The sequence below is a fragment of the Lacrimispora sphenoides JCM 1415 genome (assembly GCF_900105615.1).
In the GTDB taxonomy this organism is placed as follows: domain Bacteria; phylum Bacillota; class Clostridia; order Lachnospirales; family Lachnospiraceae; genus Lacrimispora; species Lacrimispora sphenoides.
In genome coordinates this window covers 233,503-254,469 of the sequence record NZ_LT630003.1, presented here as the reverse complement: position 1 = coordinate 254,469, position 20,967 = coordinate 233,503, and the positions used below count along the sequence as shown (strand labels likewise).

Sequence of the window (20,967 nt, the reverse complement as noted above, 5' to 3'; positions counted from 1 at the left end):
TTCATTTCAACTATGGAGGTGTCTATTATGACAAATGAAGTATTGCTTCAAAAGATCCTGGAATTATCGGGAGGGAAAGAAAATGTTGCAGCCGCGGCCAGCTGCATGACACGCCTTCGTTTAAAGGTAAAGAATCCTGATCTGGTGCAGGAGAAGGAACTGAAAGAGATTTCCGGAGTTCTTGGCCTGGTTGCAAACGGAATTGATGTTCAGGTAGTTGTCGGACCTGGAAAGGCCAGAAAGCTCATGGATATCTGCCTCGGCTTAGGAATCCCTAGTGAGCTTGGCGGCAAAGGGCTCTCCACCAATGCTTCCTGGCAGCAAAACAAAGAAGCAGTAAAGGCCGGCCAGAAAGGAAACGGGTTAAAGAGCAGCATACGGGTTATCTCCGATATCTTTATTCCGATGATTCCTGCTATCGTAGCAGCCGGTTTATGCAACGGTGTGGCCAATATCATCGGCCAGGGCGTGGAAGCGCAGATATTGGGAGGCAGCTTCTGGACTCTTCTTGTCACCATGCTAAAGCTGTTCGGCGGTGCATTTCTCGGTTATTTTTCAATTTTTACCGGTGTCAATGCAGCAAAAAGCTTTGGAGCGACACCTGCCCTGGGCGGCATGATCGGTTCTATGAGCATTATGTCACAGATCACGGATATATCAAAGTTCTTTGGTCTTTACAATGAACAGATCCCAAACAGCTCAACCTTAATTAGCGGCAAGGGCGGGATCATCGGCGTGATCATCGGTGTCTGGGTCCTCTCCAAAGTAGAACGCTGGGTGCGCAAACATGTTCCCGATGTCCTTGATATCATGCTGACCGGATTCTTAAGCATTTTAATCACCGGAACCTTGTTTGTACTGGTGCTGATGCCGGCCGCTGGCTTTTTATCTGACGGGCTGGTCTGGGCATTATCCCTCCTTGTAAATTCCGCAAATCCGGTCGTCAGCGTTTTATCCGGTTACATTATGTCAGCCGTATTCCTTCCCCTGGTCCTTTTGGGACTGCATCATGGGCTGGTTCCCATCTATGCGGTTCAGTTGGAACAAATGGGCGGAGTCTCCTTATTCCCGGTCCTGGCCATGGCAGGCGCTGGGCAGGTAGGTGCAGCCATTGCCATCTATTTAAAAGCAAAACGAAGCGGAAACAAACGCTTAAAGAGCGTTATCATCGGTGCACTGCCTTCCGGATTCTTAGGCATCGGCGAACCGCTTATTTATGGAGTTACTCTTCCGCTTGGTAAACCGTTCATAACTGCTGGATTGGGAGCCGGATTCGGCGGTGCCTATGTGATGCTCATGCATGTAAGGAGCATTGCCTGGAGCCCTTCGGGCCTGTTAGCCATTCCCATCATGAGCAGCCCTGTTAATATGCTCAATTATTTTATGGGACTGGTGATCGCTTACATTGCCGGATTTATCATTACAAGCCTGTTTATTAAGGAAGATGAAGTTGCAAAAGCTTAAGCTTTTCGGATGAATAAGAACCCTTATCAGACTGCCCCCTTGGCCTTTCACTTGATTTCTGTCCTTCCCTATAATACAATAGAGGGATAAGGAGGACGAAGACATGAAAATCGTTATCATTGACGGGCAGGGCGGTAAAATGGGGCAGTCCGTCATCGCTCAGTTAAAAAAGTCCTTTCCCAGTCTTTCAGTCATTGCCATCGGGACCAATTCTATTGCCACTTCTGCCATGTTAAAGGCAGGAGCCGATGCAGGAGCAACCGGTGAGAATCCGGTCCTTGTGGCCAGCCGGGATGCAGATATTATCATCGGTCCTATTGGGATCGTCATTGCCGATTCTCTGCTGGGAGAGATCACTCCAGCCATGGCTGAGGCCATCGGAAAAAGCCGTGCATATAAGATCCTTATACCGGTGAACAAATGCAATCATTATGTAGTGGGCTGTGAAAACCTGACTTTAACGGAATCCATTGCCCTGGTAATCAAAGAGGTGGAGAATCATTTATGATCTCCACCTCTTTGTCTATGAAAATGTTAGATTTACCTTCGGTTCATCCAGCGTCTATTTATTCATCAATGCTATAGTTTGGTGCTTCCTTTGTGATATGGATGTCATGGGGATGGCTTTCCTTAAGTGAGGCTGCCGTAATCTTTATAAATCTTCCGGTTTCCTGCATGGCCTTGATATTCATTGCTCCGCAGTATCCCATACCGGACCGTAAGCCGCCAAGCATCTGGAATACGGTATCTTCTGCCATTCCTTTGTAAGCCACACGGCCTTCCACTCCTTCCGGAACCAGCTTCTTGGCATCCGTCTGGAAGTAACGGTCTTTGCTTCCGTTTTCCATGGCAGCGATGGAACCCATACCACGGTATACTTTATATTTTCTGCCCTGATACAGTTCAAAGGTTCCCGGGCTTTCGTCACATCCTGCAAACATGCTTCCCATCATACATACGCTTCCGCCGGCTGCAATGGCCTTTGTTAAATCTCCGGAATACTTGATTCCGCCGTCAGCTATGATTGGTACGCCGTATTCCTTAGCAACTGCATAGCAGTTCATGACAGCCGTGATCTGGGGAACGCCGATGCCGGCTACCACACGGGTGGTACAGATAGATCCTGGTCCGATTCCTACCTTCACTGCATCAGCTCCTGCTTCTATGAGAGCCTTTGTTGCTTCTCCGGTTGCTACATTTCCTGCAATGACGGAAAGAGCCGGATAAGCTTCTTTGATCATTTTCACGCAGCGGAGAACGTTTTCGGAATGTCCGTGAGCGGAGTCTAAAACTACTGCATCCACTTTTGCCTTTACCAGGGCGTCGACACGGTCAAGAACGTTGGCTGTAATTCCTACGGCAGCTCCACACAGAAGTCTTCCTTGTCCATCTTTTGCGGACAACGGATATTTGATCTGCTTTTCAATATCCTTGATGGTGATAAGGCCCTTTAAATTAAAGTCTTCATCAACGATCGGAAGCTTTTCTACCCTTGCTTTTGCAAGGATCTTTTTTGCTTCCATAAGGGTGATGCCTTCTCTGGCTGTTACCAGGTTTTCAGAAGTCATACACTCCTTGATCTTCCTGCTGAAATCCTCTTCGAATTTTAAATCCCGGTTGGTGATGATTCCCACCAGTTTTTTTCCTTCTGTGATCGGCACTCCGGAAATGCGGAACTTACCCATGAGTTCATCCGCATCTTTTAATGTATGCTCCGGGGAAAGATAGAATGGGTCCGTTATGACGCCGTTTTCTGACCTCTTTACCTTATCAACCTCTTCTGCCTGCTCATCTATGGACATATTCTTGTGGATAATGCCGATACCTCCCTGTCTTGCCATGGCAATTGCCATGCGATGCTCGGTAACGGTATCCATGCCTGCGCTCATAAGCGGTATATTGAGCTTGATGGTTTTTGTAAGGTTGGTCGTTAAGTCAACCTGATTAGGAATGACCTCTGAATAAGCCGGAACTAACAGCACATCATCAAAAGTTATGCCTTCGCCAATTATTGTACCCATTAACTTTTCCTCTCCTTCTTTATATTTTTATTAATGAAACTAATAAGTCTTTTTACTTGTTAGTTACATAGTTTAACAAATTTTACAGGGGTTGTCAACGGACATTTTCCGGTTTCTTTCCGTCACTCATGGACAGTAAAGAAGTCTCTCCTGTAACGAAAAAGGAACCGGGCGGTTTTTTGCAAAACCGACTGATTCCTTTTTCGTTATACTTCTTTCACAACCTTACGGGGCGCTGTCATCCTCATGCACTGGAGCAGCTTATCGTTAGGTTCAAATATGATCTTTGTTGTTTCAGCACCGGACTGGCTGATTAATGTATAAGTCTTTGCTCCCGGTACGTGGGATGAAAAATCCAGTAGTTTCATGTTTTTTGTTTCATGATCCCTGGCCTCCGTGGAACCGGTGGGAGCTACGATCTGGATCCCTTCCATGGAGCTTTCCCAGGCCTTCTTTCTCTTGCTTCTGCCGTAGATCCGGTCAATGGATAGAGTGTTAGTCACAAATAAGTATTCAAATTCTACTTCGCTGTTGCGGAATACAAAATATGTGGCGGCTGCGGCTGCAAGCAGAATAAGCACTCCAAAGATTCCGAAAACCGGAGACATGGAGAGGAAAAATGCAATTACGCATAGGATTCCCATCGCAATTTTTATCAACATGGTATAGGCCGGTGATTTTCGCTTCACTAGCCATTCTGCATACATTTCATTCATAACGATTTGGGTCCTTTCTTGTTTCCTGCATGGCGCTTAGGGGAAGGAGTTATCCTGATTTAGGGTGTGGTTAGGGTGTGGGGTGGGTGGGTGTCTGGAGTACCGGAAGTCCGCAGTGCAGCGGGTAAAGCCTGTGGCTTTACCCGCTCACGGGCGTTCGCCCTATGAAACAGAACATGGAAAAATTTTCTTATGTGCAAGCACAACGTAAATTTTTTCATGTTCTGTTTCGCACTGCTCATTGCTTACGTGAATATTACATCATATCCATTCCGCCTGGGGCTGGCATTGCAGGTGCTTTTTCTTTAATATTAGCAACAACGGACTCTGTTGTCAATAAGGTAGATGCAACACTTGTAGCATTTTGAAGTGCGCTTCTGGTTACCTTAGTCGGATCCAGGATGCCTGCTTCTACCATGTCTACGTATTCTTCCTTGTATGCGTCAAAGCCGGTTCCTACCTTGGACTCTCTCACCTTATTGATGATGACGCTTCCTTCCAGTCCTGCATTGGCTACAATGTGGTATAATGGAGATTCAAGAGCCTTTAAGATGATCTTTCCGCCGGTTCTCTCATCGCCTTCTAAATTCTTAACAAGTTCTTCAATCTGGTTGATGGCATGAACGTAAGCAGAACCGCCGCCTGCGATAACGCCTTCCTCAACTGCTGCTCTTGCTGCAGATAAAGCATCTTCCATACGGAGTTTTGCTTCCTTCATCTCGGTTTCTGTTGCAGCGCCTACGCGGATTACTGCTACACCGCCGGATAATTTAGCAAGTCTTTCCTGTAATTTTTCTCTGTCAAAATCAGAAGTAGTCTCTTCGATCTGGCCCTTGATCTGGCCGATTCTTGCAGTGATTGCTTCTTTATCTCCGCAGCCGTCTACGATTACGGTATTTTCCTTCTGAACCTTTACGGATTTTGCACGTCCTAAAAGATCAAGGGTAGCATTCTTAAGCTCATATCCCAGTTCATCAGAGATCACGGTACCGCCCGTTAAAACAGCGATATCCTGTAACATCTCTTTTCTTCTGTCGCCATAGCCTGGAGCCTTTACAGCGATTACGTTGAAGGTTCCTCTTAATTTATTAACGATTAAGGTTGTTAAAGCCTCGCCTTCCACATCTTCTGCGATGATGAGAAGTCTTGCGCCGGACTGAACTACCTGCTCTAATAAAGGAAGGATCTCCTGAATGTTTGAGATCTTCTTATCGGTAATAAGAATGTATGGATCATCTAAATTAGCTTCCATCTTCTCCATATCGGTGCACATATAAGCAGAAATATAACCTCTGTCAAACTGCATACCTTCCACAAGATCCAGCTCTGTCTTCATGGTCTTTGATTCTTCAATAGTAATAACGCCGTTGTTGGAAACTTTCTCCATAGCGTCAGCTACCATCTCGCCGACCTCATCATCTGATGCGGAAATAGCTGCTACTCTTGCGATGGATGCCTTGCCTTTGATCGGCTCGCTCATCTTTGCAATCGCTTCTACTGCTGCTTCAGTCGCTTTTTTCATACCCTTTCTTAAAACGATTGGGTTTGCACCTGCTGCCAGGTTCTTCATTCCTTCATTGATCATAGCCTGAGCTAAAACGGTAGCTGTGGTAGTACCGTCTCCTGCTACGTCATTGGTCTTAGTCGCAACCTCTTTAACAAGCTGAGCGCCCATATTCTCAAAAGCATCTTCCAGCTCGATTTCCTTTGCAATGGTAACGCCGTCATTTGTAATGAGCGGTGAACCAAAAGATTTATCCAGTACAACGTTTCTGCCCTTAGGCCCTAAAGTTACACGAACAGTATCTGCTAACTGATTCACTCCAGATTCAAGTGCTTTTCTGGCATCTACGCCATATTTAATCTGCTTTGCCATGATTCATTCCTCCAGTTTTCTGTTAAAATAAATATACGTACTATCTAAAACCTTACGAAGCGGTATCGCCTTCTTGATTACTCAATCACTGCTAATATGTCATTCTGTTTAACGATCACATATTTCTCGCTCTCTTCTCCGGTCTCTATCTCTGTTCCTGAATACTTGGAGAAGATTACTTTATCGCCCACTTTAACCTGCATGGTAACTTCCTTGCCGTCTACAAGACCGCCAGGTCCTACTGCGATGACTTCCGCCTGCTGCGGCTTCTCTTTTGCCTGACCCGGCAGAACAATACCGGACTTTGTTGTCTCCTCTGCAACCAATGGTTTTAACACAACTTTGTCAAATAATGGTACTAATTTCATTGCAATTCCTCCTCATAACTTTCTGCTTATTATTTCTTTCTTTGGCCATCCGAAAGAAGTTTTATTTTATTCACATAATAAGTTATATCACTCATTATTAGCACTGTCAATAGTTGAGTGCTAACTTTATATTTTTTTTACATTTTTACCATATTTGTACGATTTTCTCCTTTACTTACATAGTTTATAGAAATTTTCTTATTATATACCTTTATTTTTTCGGATGAACGTATTACAATAACTAAGAGAATGAAGCGCCTTACAAGCGCACCATTATGCCCATCAAGCATAAGCCGTGACAAGGAAGCAACTTGCAGGCATACCTCTATGCCCAGAATACATGGACGGTAATAAGGAAAGGAGTGTTTCAAATGGCAAAAAAGGGTAATGGGTTTGGAAAATTCGTGGCACTGGCCACTGTGGCCGGCGTTGTTGCTGCCGGCATCTCTTACTTTACGAAATACAAATCCTTCCACAAAGAACTGGAAGAAAATTTTCACGACTTTGAGGATGAGGGAAATGACGACATTTCCAAAATTGACAGTACGATGAACCGCAACTATGTTTCTTTGCATGCAAATAAGGATGAATTTAAGGTTGCCGCTGACCATATGGCAGATGCTGCCAAGGATGCGGTAAGTGCGGCAAAAAACTTAGTAAAGGATGCAGCGAGCATTGTTTCTGATACGGCAAAAGAAGCGGCTTCAGCCGTGGCATTTACCGCAAAGGACATGTTTGACTCTGCAAAAGAACAGACAGACGAGTTTTTAGACGACGAAGAGTTTACGGAAGATGGCGGTTTGGATTACGCTGCCGGAGCCGCAGACCAACTGGCAGAAAAAGCCAAAGAGACTGCGGATACGATAAAAGAAACAACAGAAACTGCTGCCGAAGCAGTAAAAGATGCAGCAAAGGATGGGATTGATGCGGCAAAGGAAGCAGCGAAGTCCACCGGAGCAGCGATGAAAGAACTGGCCGATGAAACTACTACCATTGTGGAAGAAGAGATGGATTAATCATAAAAGCTACTGGAAAGCCTGCGCTCTCCAGTGGCTTTTTTTCATCTGATTCTTCCTCCTGATCTTTTACATCATCTTAAAAACTGCGGATCACCGTTTCATTCAAACGCTTCAATATTTCGCAGGCCAGCCGTACCCCATTCTGATAATCCTCATAAGAAGAAATTCCATAATGGGTATGAGCATACCGTACCGGTATTCCGATCACAATTGTAGGAACCCCTTGATTGGATAAGTGAATGGCCGCTCCGTTGGTTGCGCCGGCCCGGCGGACTGCCTCCTGTACCGGGATCCCAAGCTCTTTGCACAAGTTCAGAGCATACCGCTGAAAACGTGGATTGGTAATCATCCTGGCATCGATATGGCGAAGCATTGGTCCCTGCTTAATCGCTGTCTGTACCTCATAGGCTGCCACACAGGTATCATCCGCCGGACAGCCTTCAAATACAATCGCAATATCCGGCTTAATCTTTTGGCAGGTCAGACTGGCTCCGCGGACACCTACCTCCTCCTGGGAAGCAAATCCTCCAATCACATCCACATCCAGCTCCATTCCGTCCAGTTCCTGTAACGTACTTATAATAGAAGCACAGCCCAACCGGCAGTCAAAGCTCTTGCCGATCATCAGATCGTGCTTTTCCTGGTATTCAAAGCTTACATCCGGTGCTATCGGTTCCCCGATCCGGATATGAAACTTTTCAACCGCTTCCTCTCGTGATACAGCTCCGATATCCACGGTGATATCCCGGATATCCAGAGGTGCATTCCGCTGCGCCTCGGTCATATAGTGGGGCGGCGTGCTGGCAGTAATCCCTGGAATATATTCTCCGTCTGCATTTCTTACCCAGACCCGGTGAGCCGGAATATTGCTGTTTACCCAGCCTCCTAAAGGTATCATCTGCAGAGTTCCATCCGGGCGAATGGCCTGTACCATGAAACCTACCTCATCACTATGGGCATCCAGCTGAACGATCATCCGTCCTCCCTTGTTTTCCTTCCGGTATATGTAGAGATTACGCAGGCTGTCTTCCTCAAAGCTCCCCAGCCCACCCGCATGTTTCCGCACTGTTTCCACCACCAGATCCTCAAATCCTGATACCCCATTGGCATCCGATATCGCTCCAATCATCTGCAGCGTCTGGTTCTTATCCATTCCACACTCTCCTTTATAAAGTTACGATAGCTCGACTGTCTTCAGTTCCTCAATCAGATCCACTACATAGTCTGCAGTCGTCTGAATCATCTCGATCCCCCATTCCACAGTTGCCGTATTGGGATGATCTGGTCCAATCCAACCGTTGTCCGTCACTTCCGGTGTTGAGCGCAGAACTTCAAACTCTACTCCTTTGAAACGAATGGAACGAAAACCGGTAGCGACCAGATTCTCATTTATATTTTTCAGTTCCAGTGAACCACCGATTTCTGAAGCATCAACCAGATCTGGATCCACAGCCATAACGCCTGCCGTTTCCTCTCCGCCGCCATGGCCGCCCTTCCAGGCTGGATTCATATCCCATGCCATCAGCCACCAGTTTAACATGACTACCATGGCTCCTTTTTTTTGAAAGTCCAGTCCAACCCGTTCTATCACCTTAATGTTTCCGCCGTGACCGTTGAGTACAAGAATCTTCCTGGCTCCATGACGGTACAGGTTATCTATCACCTGGTATAAAAATTGATACAGCACCTCCATGTCAATATTCACGGTGCCCGGATAATCCGCCAGCGACTGGCAGGCTCCATAAGGAATGGTGGGCGCAATCAGAATATCGTTTTTCGCTTCGATCAGTTCCAAAATCCGGTCCGGTATTATGGTATCCGTTCCTAAAGGCAGATGTCTTCCATGGCACTCGATGCTTCCTATGGGTACCAGCACCATATCATTTTCTTTAAAATACCGCTCTGCTTTGGGCCAGGTCAAATTTGCTAATCTCATTTTCTCGTCTCCTACTACAATAATTTTATAGGTTATGGTACATGACAAACCAGCCTTGTCCATATTCCTTCTTGTTGCTTAAGCTGTTAGAATGTAGAGAGCAATTGGTCCGGCGGTCACCTCCTTGGGCTTCACGTCCGTAATTTAGTCTGCCAACCAGCTCCTCATTCGCAGCGTTCGTTTTATGCAGGTTGAACTGCTTTCCCAGCACGTTCGTGTCACACCACAGTAGATTGAATCGGCAATGAGTAAACCTGGATCCATTGCTACTATCATTTTTTAAGGAGTAACATATTTATGAATGCTGTCGGTGTTGATGTTTCCAAAGGTAAGAGTATGATTGCCATCCTTCGCCCCTTCGGTGAAATTGTTTCCAGTCCCTTTGAGGTCCTGCATACATCCAGTGGGATTAATGAACTTATCTCCCATATCCAGTCCCTGGACGGTGACACCAGAATCGTTATGGAGCACACCGGACGCTACTATGAGCCAATGGCTCACTGGCTTTCCGGTGCCGGACTGTTTGTCAGTGCTGTTAATCCAAAACTCATCAAAGATTTTGGCAACAACTCTCTCCGTAAAGTCAAGACGGATAAAGCAGATGCTATAAAAATTGCCCGTTATACTCTTGACAACTGGACCGATTTGAAACAGTATAGTCTTATGGATGAAATACGCACTCAACTCAAAACCATGAATCGGCAGTTTGATTTCTACATGAAGCAGAAGACCTCCTTCAAAAACAACTTAATCTCTTTACTTGATCAGACCTATCCTGGTGCCAATGATTTTTTGACAGCCCTGTTCGCAGTGACGGCAGCCAGAAATGGGTTGATTTTGCATCTGCTTATTGGCATGTAGACTGTGTTCGCAAGATGTCCCTCCCTGCGTTTACAGAGCATTATCAGAAATGGTGTAGGCGCAAAGGCTATAACTTCCAGCCTGATAAACCAGGAGAAATTTACACTGCTTCAGAAAACCTTATAGCAGTTCTTTCAAAAGATCCAATGACCAAAATGCTCATAAAACAGGCGATAGACCAACTAGACACTGCCTCCAAAATCGTAGAAGAACTTCGCAGCAAGATGAACCAGACTGCGGCCAAACTTCCGGAATACCCGATTGTTATGGCTATGAAAGGTGTCGGCCCATCTCTTGGTCCCCAGCTCATGGCTGAAATCGGCGATGTAGCCCGTTTTTCTCACCGGGGAGCGATTACAGCATTTGCCGGAGTTGATCCAGGGGCAAACCAGTCAGGGGCTTACGAGCAGCAAAGTGTCCGCACTTCAAAACGTGGCTCTGCCCAACTCCGCAAGACTTTATTTCAGGTCATGGACGTATTAATTAAGACATCCCCAGCAGATGATCCAGTCTACGAGTTTATGTCAAAAAAACGCTCTCAGGGGAAATCCTACTATGTCTACATGACTGCCGGTGCCAACAAGTTTCTGCGAATCTACTACGGACGGGTGAAAGAATACTTAGATTCCCTTCCCCAGTCAGAATAACTCTGGCTTCATAGCTTTTTCAGACCAGCGTTTAGCGGTGGTCTGTTTGTGATACAAAAAACACTGCATAAAACTTTTTCTGCAAATCTTATTAATTTCCTATTGACTTTTTATTTGCAGGCTAAATTAAATATTTGATTCACACAAGCAGGGTACCACATACCATGCAGTACCCTCCTGTCCTTTTTATCCTTGTTTCCGCAACATTATTTTGCTACCTTTACCTGATCAAGCTTATGGTATCCGATCGGATCGATCACAAAATTTTCTACTTTTGCACTGGCCCCTACTGTGATGGAATTATAGTAAATCGGTACATTGTTGCCGATTTCTTTTAACTTAACCGCCAGATCCTCATATGCTTTCAGGCGAACCTGTTCATCTGCACTGCTTCTTCCGGTCTCAATCAGCTTGTCAATTTCCGGATCACTGATAAAGGAACGGTTACCTGCAGCCCCCTGCTGACTGGAATGCTCCAGTGAATAATAGGTATAATCCGCATCGGTGGTTGATGTCACCCAGCCAAAGTATCCCATGTCATGCTCTCCGGCTGAGGTACGGGAGATAAAGCTTCCAAATTCCATCACCTCCACATTGCAGGTGATGCCGACATCCTGAAGCATAGCCTGGATCGCCTGACAGATCTCAACCCGTGCCTGATTATCATTTACCCAGATGCTGGTGGTAAATCCATCCGGATAACCTGCTTCCGCCAGTAATTCCTTTGCTTTCTCCGGATTATACTCATAGGCACCCGGACTATAGTAGCCAAATACCAATGGTGCGATGATCGCATCCGCAGGCTGACCGGCACCGCAGGCAATCGTATCAATCAGTGTCTGGCGATCTATGGCATAATTAAGTGCCGATCTGACCTTTGCATTGTCAAATGGTACCTTATTCATATTCATGGAGATATAGTAACAAGACAGTGATGGGGCTTCAAACAGCGCCAGCTTAGGATTATCATTGATCTTGGCTATATCATTAGGGAGAATATCATAGGCAAGATCGACTTCCCCCGTTTCCAGTGCAATCGTTCTCTGGGATGCCTCAGGAATAACGCGCATTACCAGATTCCTGGTCACCGCCGGAGTTCCCCAATATTCGTCAAATGCTTCCAGCCGGGCAGAATCTCCCTGCTTCCAATCAACAAATTTGTAGGGACCGGAGCCAATTGGGTGAAGCTTAAATCCCTCTTCGTCCTGCTCTACTGCTTTCTTAGGGACAATTGCCGCAAAGGGGACAGACAAATTACGAAGTGCCGGTGCATATGGGGCATCCAGGGTAATATCCACCGTATACTCATCCACTGCATTGACCGTATCGATAAAGTCTACGATATAAGATACCGCTGCAGATTTAATTGCACGGTCCAGAGAAAATTTCACATCCTCTGCTGTCATTTGGGAACCATCATGAAATTTTACATCCTGGCGAAGTTTAAATCTATAACTGGTATCAGAAGTCTGCTCCCAGCTTTCTGCCAACGAGGGTTCCAGTACGCCGGTCTCAGGATTTACCACGGTCAATGTATCAAAGATATGCTTGGTTACCTGAACAGCCGTAGTTTCTTTCCCCTGATGAGGATCCAGTGATGTGATATCAGCTCCCTGAGCCCAGATTAGTGTGTCTTTGTGCTCTCCTGAGCCGGTATCTGTCCCACCTGCCGGTTTTTCGCCGGACGTCTGGGCATTGCCTTGTACTTCCTTGTCTGCGCCGGAACCGCCGCACCCTGCAGCAGATACAGATACTGCTGCAACAAGTATCAAAGCTGCAACTTTTTTCCATGTCTTTTTCATACGATAACTCCTCTCTTTTTTTATAAACACTGGACTATTCCAGAATTTATCCCGCTATGTATTCTGAACCATCTGACAGCTGACAAAATGCCCCGGCTCCATCTCTTTTAATACCGTTTCCCGGCTGGTACATACCTGGCTGACATAGGGACAGCGTTTGGCAAACCGGCAGCCCGGTTCGGGATTGATCGGCGATGTTAACTCCCCTTTCATTGCAATGCGCTCCATCTTAAAATCCGGATCCGGCACTGGAATTGCTGATAAAAGTGCCTGGGTATAAGGATGCATCGGATTTTCAAACAGCTTCTTAGACGGTGCCATCTCGACCATCTGCCCCAGATACATAACCAGAATGTCCGTGGCAAAATGCTTCACAACCGATAAATCATGAGTAATGAACAGATAGGTCAGATTCAGTTCATCCTGAAGATCCTGCATCAGATTCAAAATCTGCGCCTGAATGGATACATCCAGTGCTGATACCGGCTCATCACAGACAATAAATTTCGGATTTACCGCCAGGGCTCTGGCAATGCCGATTCTCTGCCTTCTTCCGCCATCAAGCTCATGAGGGTACACATTCACCAGACGTTTTGCAAGACCCACCAGATCCATAATTTTATCTACCTGGGCATGGATCGCCGGATCCTTTGCTTTATAAAGCCCCTGAACCAGCAGCGGTTCCATAATCGCTTCGCTTACAGTCATCCGCGGATTTAAGGAAGCAAAGGGATCCTGGAAAATCATCTGCATGTCCTTTCTTAATTCCTTTAACCGCTTTCGGTCATAACCGGTAATATTCTTCCCCTGAAAATACACACTTCCTGCGGTTGGTTCGTGCAGGCGTAAAATCGTACGTCCCATCGTAGATTTTCCGCATCCGGATTCCCCTACTACTCCTAACGTTTCACCTTCCCGGACAGAAAAGTTTACATCATCCACTGCATGCAGCATCCCGGCAGGAGTCTGAAAATATTTTTTAAGTCCCTCAACCTTCAGCATCTCTTTTTTTTCCTGCATATTAATTACCTCCCTGCCCATTGCTGTAACGGAAACACCGAACCTGATGAGTTCCTTCAAGCGCAGTCATCAAAGGGGTATTTGATTCACATTCTTTGGTTGAATACTTACAGCGCTCATAGAATTTACACCCCTTCGGCATTCTGGCCGGGTCCGGCATCATCCCTTCAATGGCCTGAAGACGCTTTACATCCGCTGTCAGACTGGGGATCGATCCGAATAAACCTTGGGTATACGGGTGACTGGTATTTTTATATACTTCCCGGAGATTTCCATATTCTACAATCTCCCCGGCATACACAATCGCTACGTAATCACAGTTTTGTGCCACCACCCCCAGATCATGGGTAATTAACATCATCGACGTATCATTCTCCGCTTTTAGTTTGTGGATCATATCAAGCACCTGTGCCTGGATCGTTACATCCAGTGCCGTCGTCGGCTCGTCGGCTATCAGAAGCCGCGGATTGCATGCCAGTGCAATTGCAATTACCACACGCTGCTTCATACCGCCGGAAAACTGATGGGGATACTCTAAGAACCGTCCAGCCGGAATGCCTACGCGTTCCAGCATATCTTCTGCCTGCTTCTGCGCTTCTTTGGGAGTCAGATGATTGTGCTGTGCAATCACTTCCATAATCTGTTCCCCAACTGTCAGTACCGGATTCAAAGAGGTCATAGGATCCTGAAAAATCATAGATATATGCTGTCCCCGGATTTCCTGCATCTCCTTTAAGGATAGAGACAAAAGATTCCTTCCTCCATATAATACTTCACCGCTTATAATTTTTCCGGGCGGTGTGGGGATCAGACGCATAATTCCTTTTGCAAGGGTCGTTTTTCCGGCACCGGTTTCGCCCACAATCCCCAGAGTTTCCCCCACTCCAATCCTGATATCAACACCATTTAACGCCTGTACGGCTCCGTCTTCCGTCTCATACCGAATCGACATATTCTTTACTTCCAGTAATGTCCCGCCTGCCATAAGTTGTCCCGCCTTTCTCCTGTTAAGGATTTAATCTTTCAGTCTCGGATCCAGAGCATCACGAAGACCATCTCCCACCACATTCAGGGCCAGAATCGTCAGCATGATCCCTAAACCCGGAATCACTGTCACATGCCAGGAATCACGGATATAACTTCTGGCGTTGGAGAGCATGGCTCCCCATTCCGGCGTTGGCGGCTGTATTCCAAGACCAAGGAAGGATAAACCGGCAATGGACAGAATCGCTCCGGCAATGCTTAATGTTATCTGAACAATAATCGGAGCCATGCAATTGGGCAGTACATATTTAAATATAATCCTTAAATCACTGCAGCCGATCGCTTTTGCAGCTTCTATGTACTCCTGATCTTTCACAGTCAGAACCGGTGCCCGAACCGTTCTCGCAAAGGTCGGTATATAGGCAATGGAAATAGCCAGCAGAACATTAACCAGACTGGTTCCCAGAGCCGCAACAATGGCGATGGCCAGCAGCATGGAGGGAATGGCCAGCAAAATATCCATGAAGCGCATAATCAGATTATCCGCACCCTTTCCATAATAACCTGCAATTGCCCCCAGCATCCCGCCAAAGATACAGGAGACGGAAACTGCCACGGTTCCCATAAACAGGGAATAACGGGTTGCCCACAGCATCCGTAGCAGCATGTCTCTGCCAAACTCATCAAGACCAAACGGATGGTTCAGACTTGGTGGTAAAAGTCTGCCTGTCAGATTCTGCTTAACCACATATGATAAGTAAAAAGATTTATTGGTAACAAGGTCAATTACCGAAGTAGCGACTGCTATCATAATCAGCAAAAAAATAAAACACAATCCCGCCATTGCCAGACGGTTCCTTTTAAAACGTCTCCAGGCTTCAGCCCATAAAGATCTTTGTTTTTTTCCTTCCACCAGCCGCACCTACTTTCTCTTATACTGGGACTTAATACGCGGATCTACAAAAGCATAGACAATATCCACAGCCAGGTTCACAACCGTAAACATTACTGCCAGAAAGATCACAGATCCTAAAACCAGAGGAATATCCTTTGATTTAATTGCCTCTACCATAAGCCGTCCCAGACCAGGCCAGGAAAATACGGTCTCAGTCAGCATCGCTCCGCCAAGAAGAGTACCAAACTGAAGTCCTACCGCCGTAATGATCGGAATCATGGCATTCTTCAGCATGTGACGATAAGTAATAATCTTTTCCGATACACCTTTGGCTCGAGCCGTATCGATATAGTCCTGCCGGATTACCTCCAGCATGGAAGAACGGGTCATACGGGTAATGGTTGCCGCCGCACTGGTTCCCAGGGTAACCGCCGGCAGAACCAGACTTTTAAGAAGCGGAGCAAGGCCCTGGCCCATGCCCTGGGAAGGGAGCCAGCCAAGCTTTAAGGCAAACACAATAACCAGCAGAAGTCCCATCCAGAAGCTGGGCATGGATACCCCGATCAAAGCAGTTACCATAGAAATGTTATCTAGTGCTGAATATTGGTTCTTGGCTGATATAATTCCTACCGGGATCCCTATTGCCAACGCCACCAGAATCGCCGCAACTGCCAGCATTGCTGTATTTGGAAACCGGCTGATCACCTGATCCCAGACACTTAAACTGTTTTTGTAAGATGTTCCCAAATCACCGTGAAGCATCCTTACCAGATAGCGCCCATAGCGAATCAGAAGAGGATCATTTAATCCCAGTTCCTCACGCTTCATAGCCAGTGCTTCCGCAGTGGCCTGATCCCCCAGAATAATCGCCGCTGGATCACCTGGCGACAGATTCAGGATGAAAAACACAATAAAAGTGACTCCGATAATGACCGGGATTAACATCAGAAGCCGTTTGATCATGTACTTATACATACTCCTTCTCCTCTTAATTATATAGTCATAGCTTTTCTTCACATATTCTAAATAGAAGCTATGCGGTTTAAGATGTTGTAGGTTCGTGTATTTCCTTGCCATTGATCGATCCAGATAGGCAATCACCATATCGGAAGTTGAAATACACCCTAAAATACGTAAAAGGAATTAAATCATCAATTAAACAGGAAGAATAACTTTACTGCGATTGATGATCTCAATGTTGTCTTTCATCGAGTAATTTATCTATATCACTTCTGCATTTCATTAAAAAATTTCACTTTAACGATAGAATTTAACGGTCAATGCTTATATGTAGGTATTAAAAAGAGCCTGCCTGAGCAGACTCCGCACGTGACCCCTTTGTCATCGCACATTGAAATTAACAGCATACACTATTGATTTCCATTCATCAACAAAATCAAATTGATTTTGCGCCTTCTATTTTGTTAAGAAAATTATAAAACAATCTATAATGATTGTCAACAATATTATTTATTGTATAACAATATTTTTTATTTACTTACATTTTTATTGTGTACAATATCTGTATCTGCTATACTAAAGTGTGTGGGTACTGATTTTTAAATAAGTAATCAGGTAATCAGTAATGGTTATTAAGTATTACCGTAACTAAAATAATCGTGCGCTTTTAGTAAGCATGAATAAATGCTATTTAACTTAAAGAGGAAAATTACATGAAAAATATTGGCGGTTATTTCAGCTTTGAACAGCTGGCAGAAACAGAGAACCACTTTTTTGAAGAATTATGTCCAGATTCAGGGGATCTTGCTTTCCTGATGTCTGGCCGGTGCGCCATCTATTATGCTCTTGAAGACATTATGTTGACTGACCATAAACGAATTGCTTACGTTCCTATCTATACCTGCGAGACTGTTCTGGCTCCTTTTAAGAAAGCTGGTTATAAGCTGCTTTTTTATGATGTTGACCGGTCGATGACACCGGTATTTGATAAGTCCGTCCTTAATCAGATCAGTGTTCTTTCCCTCTGTGGTTATTATGGTTTCTGCACCTATGACAGAGAATTTGTTCATTTATGCAGGAAATGTGGTGTCCGCATAATAGAGGATACCACCCATTCTATCCTTTCATGGAACGGAATCGATCCCTGCTGTGATTATATTGCCGGGAGTCTGCGCAAATGGATCGGTATTCCCTCAGGCGGTTTTGCAATGAAAACCCATGGTCACTTTACAAAAAGGCTGCTGGAGCCCTCCTTCCCTCACCTGGCTATGCGAACAGCGTCCATGCTTGAAAAAGAAACCTGGTGTCATTCTTCTGACCCAATAGCAACCCAAAAACTGGCTGCTGCAACCTCGGTATTCTGGGATGCGGAAATTATGCTCCGACAGATTTTCGACTCCTATGAAAGCGATCCGGAATCAATCAATATCATAAAACACATCGATGTTGATACCATCCGACGGAAACGCCGGGAAAATTATCGTTATCTTCTGGAACACCTGATGCTCTCACCGGATCTTACCATAGTCTTTCCTGAGCTTGCAGAAGAAACTGTCCCCAGTCACTTTACTTTCTTTGCAAAAAACCGGAAACAAATCCAGGACTATCTGACGGCTAACGGTATAAGCAGCACTGCATACTGGCCGATTCCTTCTTCTGTTCAATTAACCGGCCATCCTGATGCGGCATATATCTATGACCATGTGTTATCGCTGCCCTGCGATCAAAGATATGGGGGAAAGGAGATGCAGTATATTTGTCATATTCTGAATCAATATCCCAAAAATTCCAAAGAATAATAAAAAATCAGAGATCTCTGACCACGGTCAAAAAGATCTCTGATTTTTTATCAGCCAATTATAACTATGAAAAAAATAACTCTTTATTCTCCAGCTTCATACCAATACGGTAAATCCGCTCTCCGGTTGCCTGGTAGTGGTTATCCAGTGCTTGTTTGGATTTTTCCAAATCTCCCATCTTGATTACTTCTAAAAGTTCTTTGTGAATTTCATATGTGGATGTTGGACCATTAACAACATACTTTTCCTTCAAAAGCTCATTCATGGCACTGTTATTCCTGCTGTTTCTTGCAGTCAGAAACATGGCACCATTCATGGGGCTCATACTCTCCCACAACTTTATCAGCCGTTCCATCTGACCGGACTTAAGAATCTGCTTATGAAACAGTTCGTCACAGCTAACCAGACGGGGCATGTCCCCCAGTTCATCCTCACAGATCATCCCTTCCAGAGCTTCTTCCATTAGAAATATACAATCTTTTAGAAGATGACCGTCGCATAATTCCAACGCGATCTTTTCCAAACTTCCCCTAAGAAAAAATATCTCATATGCTTCCTTAGGAGAGAGAAGAGTCACGGTACAGCCTTTATTGGCTTCATATTCTACAAAACCTTCGTGCATCAATATTTTTAGCGCTTCCCGCACAGGTCCCCTGCTCATCCCTAATTTCTCTGCAAGCTCCTGTTCTACAATTTTTTCCTTATGCTTGAACCTTCCCTGAAGAATCTCCTGGCGAACATAATCGGCTGCGAATTGAGAAAGATTTCCTTTCTTATCTATTGCCATGTTACATATTTTCCTTTCCTTAAAAATTTCTTATCCTGTGCGAACCACCCATCGCTTAGCACTAATTTGGGATTCATAAATCCACATCGCTCCTAGTGAATCTTGCACAGATGATACGAATCGCCTTTATATTTTATAGCTTTTTTTTTATAACTTTTTAACTCATTATATCACAATTCATATTTACAATCATCTACTTTTTTCAACCAGAAAACTACCGTATCTATCCTAAAGAGAAGGCCACTTACGCCCAACAGGCTAAACCCCATAATCGAGTAGGAGAAAATTCCTCTAATTGAGAAATTTTCGACCTCTCACACCACCGTGCGTACCGTTCGGTACACGGCGGTTCAATCAACTTAACAAGTAACACCTTTCGGTGTAGTAATCTAACATTGAGATTAGTCCAAATGAGGCTAATCTCTTGTTATTTATTGCTTGGTGTACATCTCGACATCTTGCTGGCTTTGCATATCCATGTAGGTATGCCATTTTCCATGCTGACCAACCCGGTACGCCTAATTTTATAAGATTCTTAGCTCTGTTCTGTGGTGTTTTCCAATGTTTCCAAATGCACATACGCAGTCGATAGCGAATGTTGTTATCCATCTTTGCACAGAGCGTTTTCATACTTCCGATTTTGAAGTAGTTAATCCACCCTCTGATAAGTTCATTGAGTTTCTTTACTTTGTAGTCATTTCCTACTCCCCAACTTCTACAAGTAATCTGTTTCATTCTTGCCTTGAACTTCGCTACTGATTTTGCATGTGGCTTTGCTTTATACTGATGTGCTCTACTGTCAAAGTAAAATCCAAATCCGAGGTATTTAAGACCGCTCGGTCTATCCACCTTACTCTTTGACATATTTACCTTTAGACCTAGTTTCTCCTCAATAAACTTCGTGAGATTTCTCATCACTCGCTTCGCAGACATTTCGCTTCCGACCATGATAATACAATCGTCTGCGTATCTAACAAAGTTCAGTCCTCTTTGTTCCATCTCCTTGTCAAGTTCATTCAGCATGATATTTGCAAGAAGTGGTGAAAGGTTGCCACCTTGTGGTGTTCCTATCACTGATTCCTTGTACTCATCATCGTCCATGATTCCACTAACCAAGAACTTCCTGATGATAGAAATAACATCGCCATCTTTGATTGTCCTCCCTATTAAGGTCATTAACTTATCATGATTTACTGTATCAAAGAACTTTTCCAAGTCAATGTCCACAATCCAAGCGCTTCCATCATTCATCATATCAAGTGCCGTGATGATCGCTTGTTGAGCACATCTATTAGGTCTAAATCCATAACTATGGTCATGGAACTGTTCTTCATAGATTGGTGTTAATACCTGTGCTATTGCTTGTTGTACGAATCGGTCTGTTACTGTTGCTACTCCTAGGTTTCTGACACCACCGTCTGGCTTTGGTATTTCTACTCTGCGTACTGGTTGAGGCTTATATTTTCTTGCTCTCAACTGTTCCTTAATGGTTTCACCGTGCTTTTCAAGATGTTCCTTGAGTTCTGTGTACTTCATATCGTCCACGCCCTCTGCACCTTTGTTTCGTGCAACTTGCAGATATGCTGTATTAAGATTTTCTTTACTTAGTATCTGCTCCATTAGACTACTTGTGTCCATGCATTGTTTCCTTTCCGTCTCGCTAAATTTGACCACCATTATCCCGATTGATTACGGCAGATGTTGTCATTTCTGCAATACGAGACCTACTCCAACTGATTGATTGTTCGCCCCTTCGCTCCATTTCCATTACAGAAACTTCTTCACTACTATGGACTCGGCTGACTTCTCACA

Annotated in this window: 17 protein-coding genes and 1 pseudogene; 5 read left to right on the top strand and 13 right to left on the bottom strand. The window is 44.9% G+C overall.

The window, feature by feature from the left end; all coding sequences use genetic code 11:
- The first annotated feature begins 27 nt into the window (after window positions 1–27).
- Together BMX69_RS01065 and BMX69_RS01060 are read left to right on the top strand one after the other, a co-directional pair.
- Window positions 28–1,464, top strand: coding sequence for a PTS transporter subunit EIIC (locus BMX69_RS01065; RefSeq protein ID WP_100041301.1), 1,437 nt, complete (start codon window positions 28–30; stop codon window positions 1,462–1,464).
- Between the two features lie 103 nt (window positions 1,465–1,567).
- Window positions 1,568–1,972 (top strand): DUF3842 family protein, encoded by a 405-nt coding sequence (locus tag BMX69_RS01060; protein ID WP_025231721.1) that lies wholly within the window; start codon window positions 1,568–1,570, stop codon window positions 1,970–1,972.
- Window positions 1,973–2,030: 58 nt separating this feature from the next.
- Here the strand turns inward: BMX69_RS01060 and guaB are convergent, their stop codons facing one another.
- From guaB to BMX69_RS01040, 4 genes are all read right to left on the bottom strand, one after another.
- Entirely contained in the window at window positions 2,031–3,485 is a 1,455-nt protein-coding gene (guaB, locus tag BMX69_RS01055) for an IMP dehydrogenase (RefSeq protein WP_100041300.1), read from the bottom strand.
- A 206-nt stretch (window positions 3,486–3,691) separates the two neighbouring features.
- A complete protein-coding gene (locus BMX69_RS01050; protein WP_054791401.1) occupies window positions 3,692–4,201 on the bottom strand; it encodes a DUF6106 family protein in 510 nt (169 codons plus the stop codon).
- A 256-nt stretch (window positions 4,202–4,457) separates the two neighbouring features.
- Entirely contained in the window at window positions 4,458–6,077 is a 1,620-nt protein-coding gene (gene groL, locus BMX69_RS01045; protein ID WP_054791400.1) for a chaperonin GroEL, read from the bottom strand.
- A 77-nt stretch (window positions 6,078–6,154) separates the two neighbouring features.
- Entirely contained in the window at window positions 6,155–6,445 is a 291-nt protein-coding gene (locus tag BMX69_RS01040) for a co-chaperone GroES (RefSeq protein ID WP_025231717.1), read from the bottom strand.
- Window positions 6,446–6,816: 371 nt separating this feature from the next.
- Here BMX69_RS01040 and BMX69_RS01035 point away from each other — a divergent pair, with 371 nt between their 5' ends.
- A complete protein-coding gene (locus BMX69_RS01035) occupies window positions 6,817–7,461 on the top strand; it encodes an MICOS complex subunit MIC60 (RefSeq protein WP_100041299.1) in 645 nt (214 codons plus the stop codon).
- Window positions 7,462–7,540: 79 nt separating this feature from the next.
- On the opposite strand, the gene BMX69_RS01030 is transcribed toward BMX69_RS01035, so the two are convergent.
- Both BMX69_RS01030 and BMX69_RS01025 read right to left on the bottom strand, forming a co-directional pair.
- The gene (locus tag BMX69_RS01030) at window positions 7,541–8,617 is read right to left on the bottom strand and encodes a M42 family metallopeptidase (protein WP_054791399.1); all 1,077 of its coding nucleotides are present in this window, start codon (window positions 8,615–8,617) and stop codon (window positions 7,541–7,543) included.
- 21 nt (window positions 8,618–8,638) lie between these two features.
- Complete coding sequence (locus BMX69_RS01025) at window positions 8,639–9,400, bottom strand: creatininase family protein (protein ID WP_100041298.1); 762 nt, start codon at window positions 9,398–9,400, stop codon at window positions 8,639–8,641.
- Between the two features lie 297 nt (window positions 9,401–9,697).
- Between BMX69_RS01025 and BMX69_RS01020 the strand changes: the two are divergent.
- Window positions 9,698–10,908, top strand: a pseudogene (locus BMX69_RS01020) (IS110 family RNA-guided transposase).
- Window positions 10,909–11,114: 206 nt separating this feature from the next.
- Here BMX69_RS01020 and BMX69_RS01015 read toward each other — a convergent pair.
- From BMX69_RS01015 to BMX69_RS00995, 5 genes are read right to left on the bottom strand one after another with little or no spacing between them, the layout of a single operon-like run.
- Window positions 11,115–12,710, bottom strand: a complete 1,596-nt coding sequence (locus BMX69_RS01015) for an ABC transporter substrate-binding protein (protein ID WP_100041297.1) — start codon at window positions 12,708–12,710, stop codon at window positions 11,115–11,117.
- Window positions 12,711–12,764: 54 nt separating this feature from the next.
- Window positions 12,765–13,730 (bottom strand): ABC transporter ATP-binding protein, encoded by a 966-nt coding sequence (locus BMX69_RS01010; protein ID WP_100041296.1) that lies wholly within the window; start codon window positions 13,728–13,730, stop codon window positions 12,765–12,767.
- A gap of 1 nt (window position 13,731) precedes the next feature.
- Complete coding sequence (locus BMX69_RS01005; protein WP_054792169.1) at window positions 13,732–14,715, bottom strand: ABC transporter ATP-binding protein; 984 nt, start codon at window positions 14,713–14,715, stop codon at window positions 13,732–13,734.
- Window positions 14,716–14,745: 30 nt separating this feature from the next.
- Complete coding sequence (locus BMX69_RS01000) at window positions 14,746–15,627, bottom strand: ABC transporter permease (RefSeq protein WP_330387575.1); 882 nt, start codon at window positions 15,625–15,627, stop codon at window positions 14,746–14,748.
- Window positions 15,628–15,636: 9 nt separating this feature from the next.
- On the bottom strand, window positions 15,637–16,584 hold the full coding sequence (locus BMX69_RS00995) for an ABC transporter permease (RefSeq protein ID WP_100041294.1): 948 nt from the start codon (window positions 16,582–16,584) through the stop codon (window positions 15,637–15,639).
- 698 nt (window positions 16,585–17,282) lie between these two features.
- Here BMX69_RS00995 and BMX69_RS00990 point away from each other — a divergent pair.
- A complete protein-coding gene (locus tag BMX69_RS00990) occupies window positions 17,283–18,368 on the top strand; it encodes an aspartate aminotransferase family protein (protein ID WP_100041293.1) in 1,086 nt (361 codons plus the stop codon).
- Between the two features lie 64 nt (window positions 18,369–18,432).
- Here BMX69_RS00990 and BMX69_RS00985 read toward each other — a convergent pair whose 3' ends face one another.
- Window positions 18,433–19,155, bottom strand: a complete 723-nt coding sequence (locus BMX69_RS00985) for a GntR family transcriptional regulator (protein WP_100041292.1) — start codon at window positions 19,153–19,155, stop codon at window positions 18,433–18,435.
- A gap of 354 nt (window positions 19,156–19,509) precedes the next feature.
- On the bottom strand, window positions 19,510–20,793 hold the full coding sequence (gene ltrA / locus BMX69_RS00980) for a group II intron reverse transcriptase/maturase (protein ID WP_054792197.1): 1,284 nt from the start codon (window positions 20,791–20,793) through the stop codon (window positions 19,510–19,512).
- Between the last annotated feature and the right edge of the window lie 174 nt (window positions 20,794–20,967).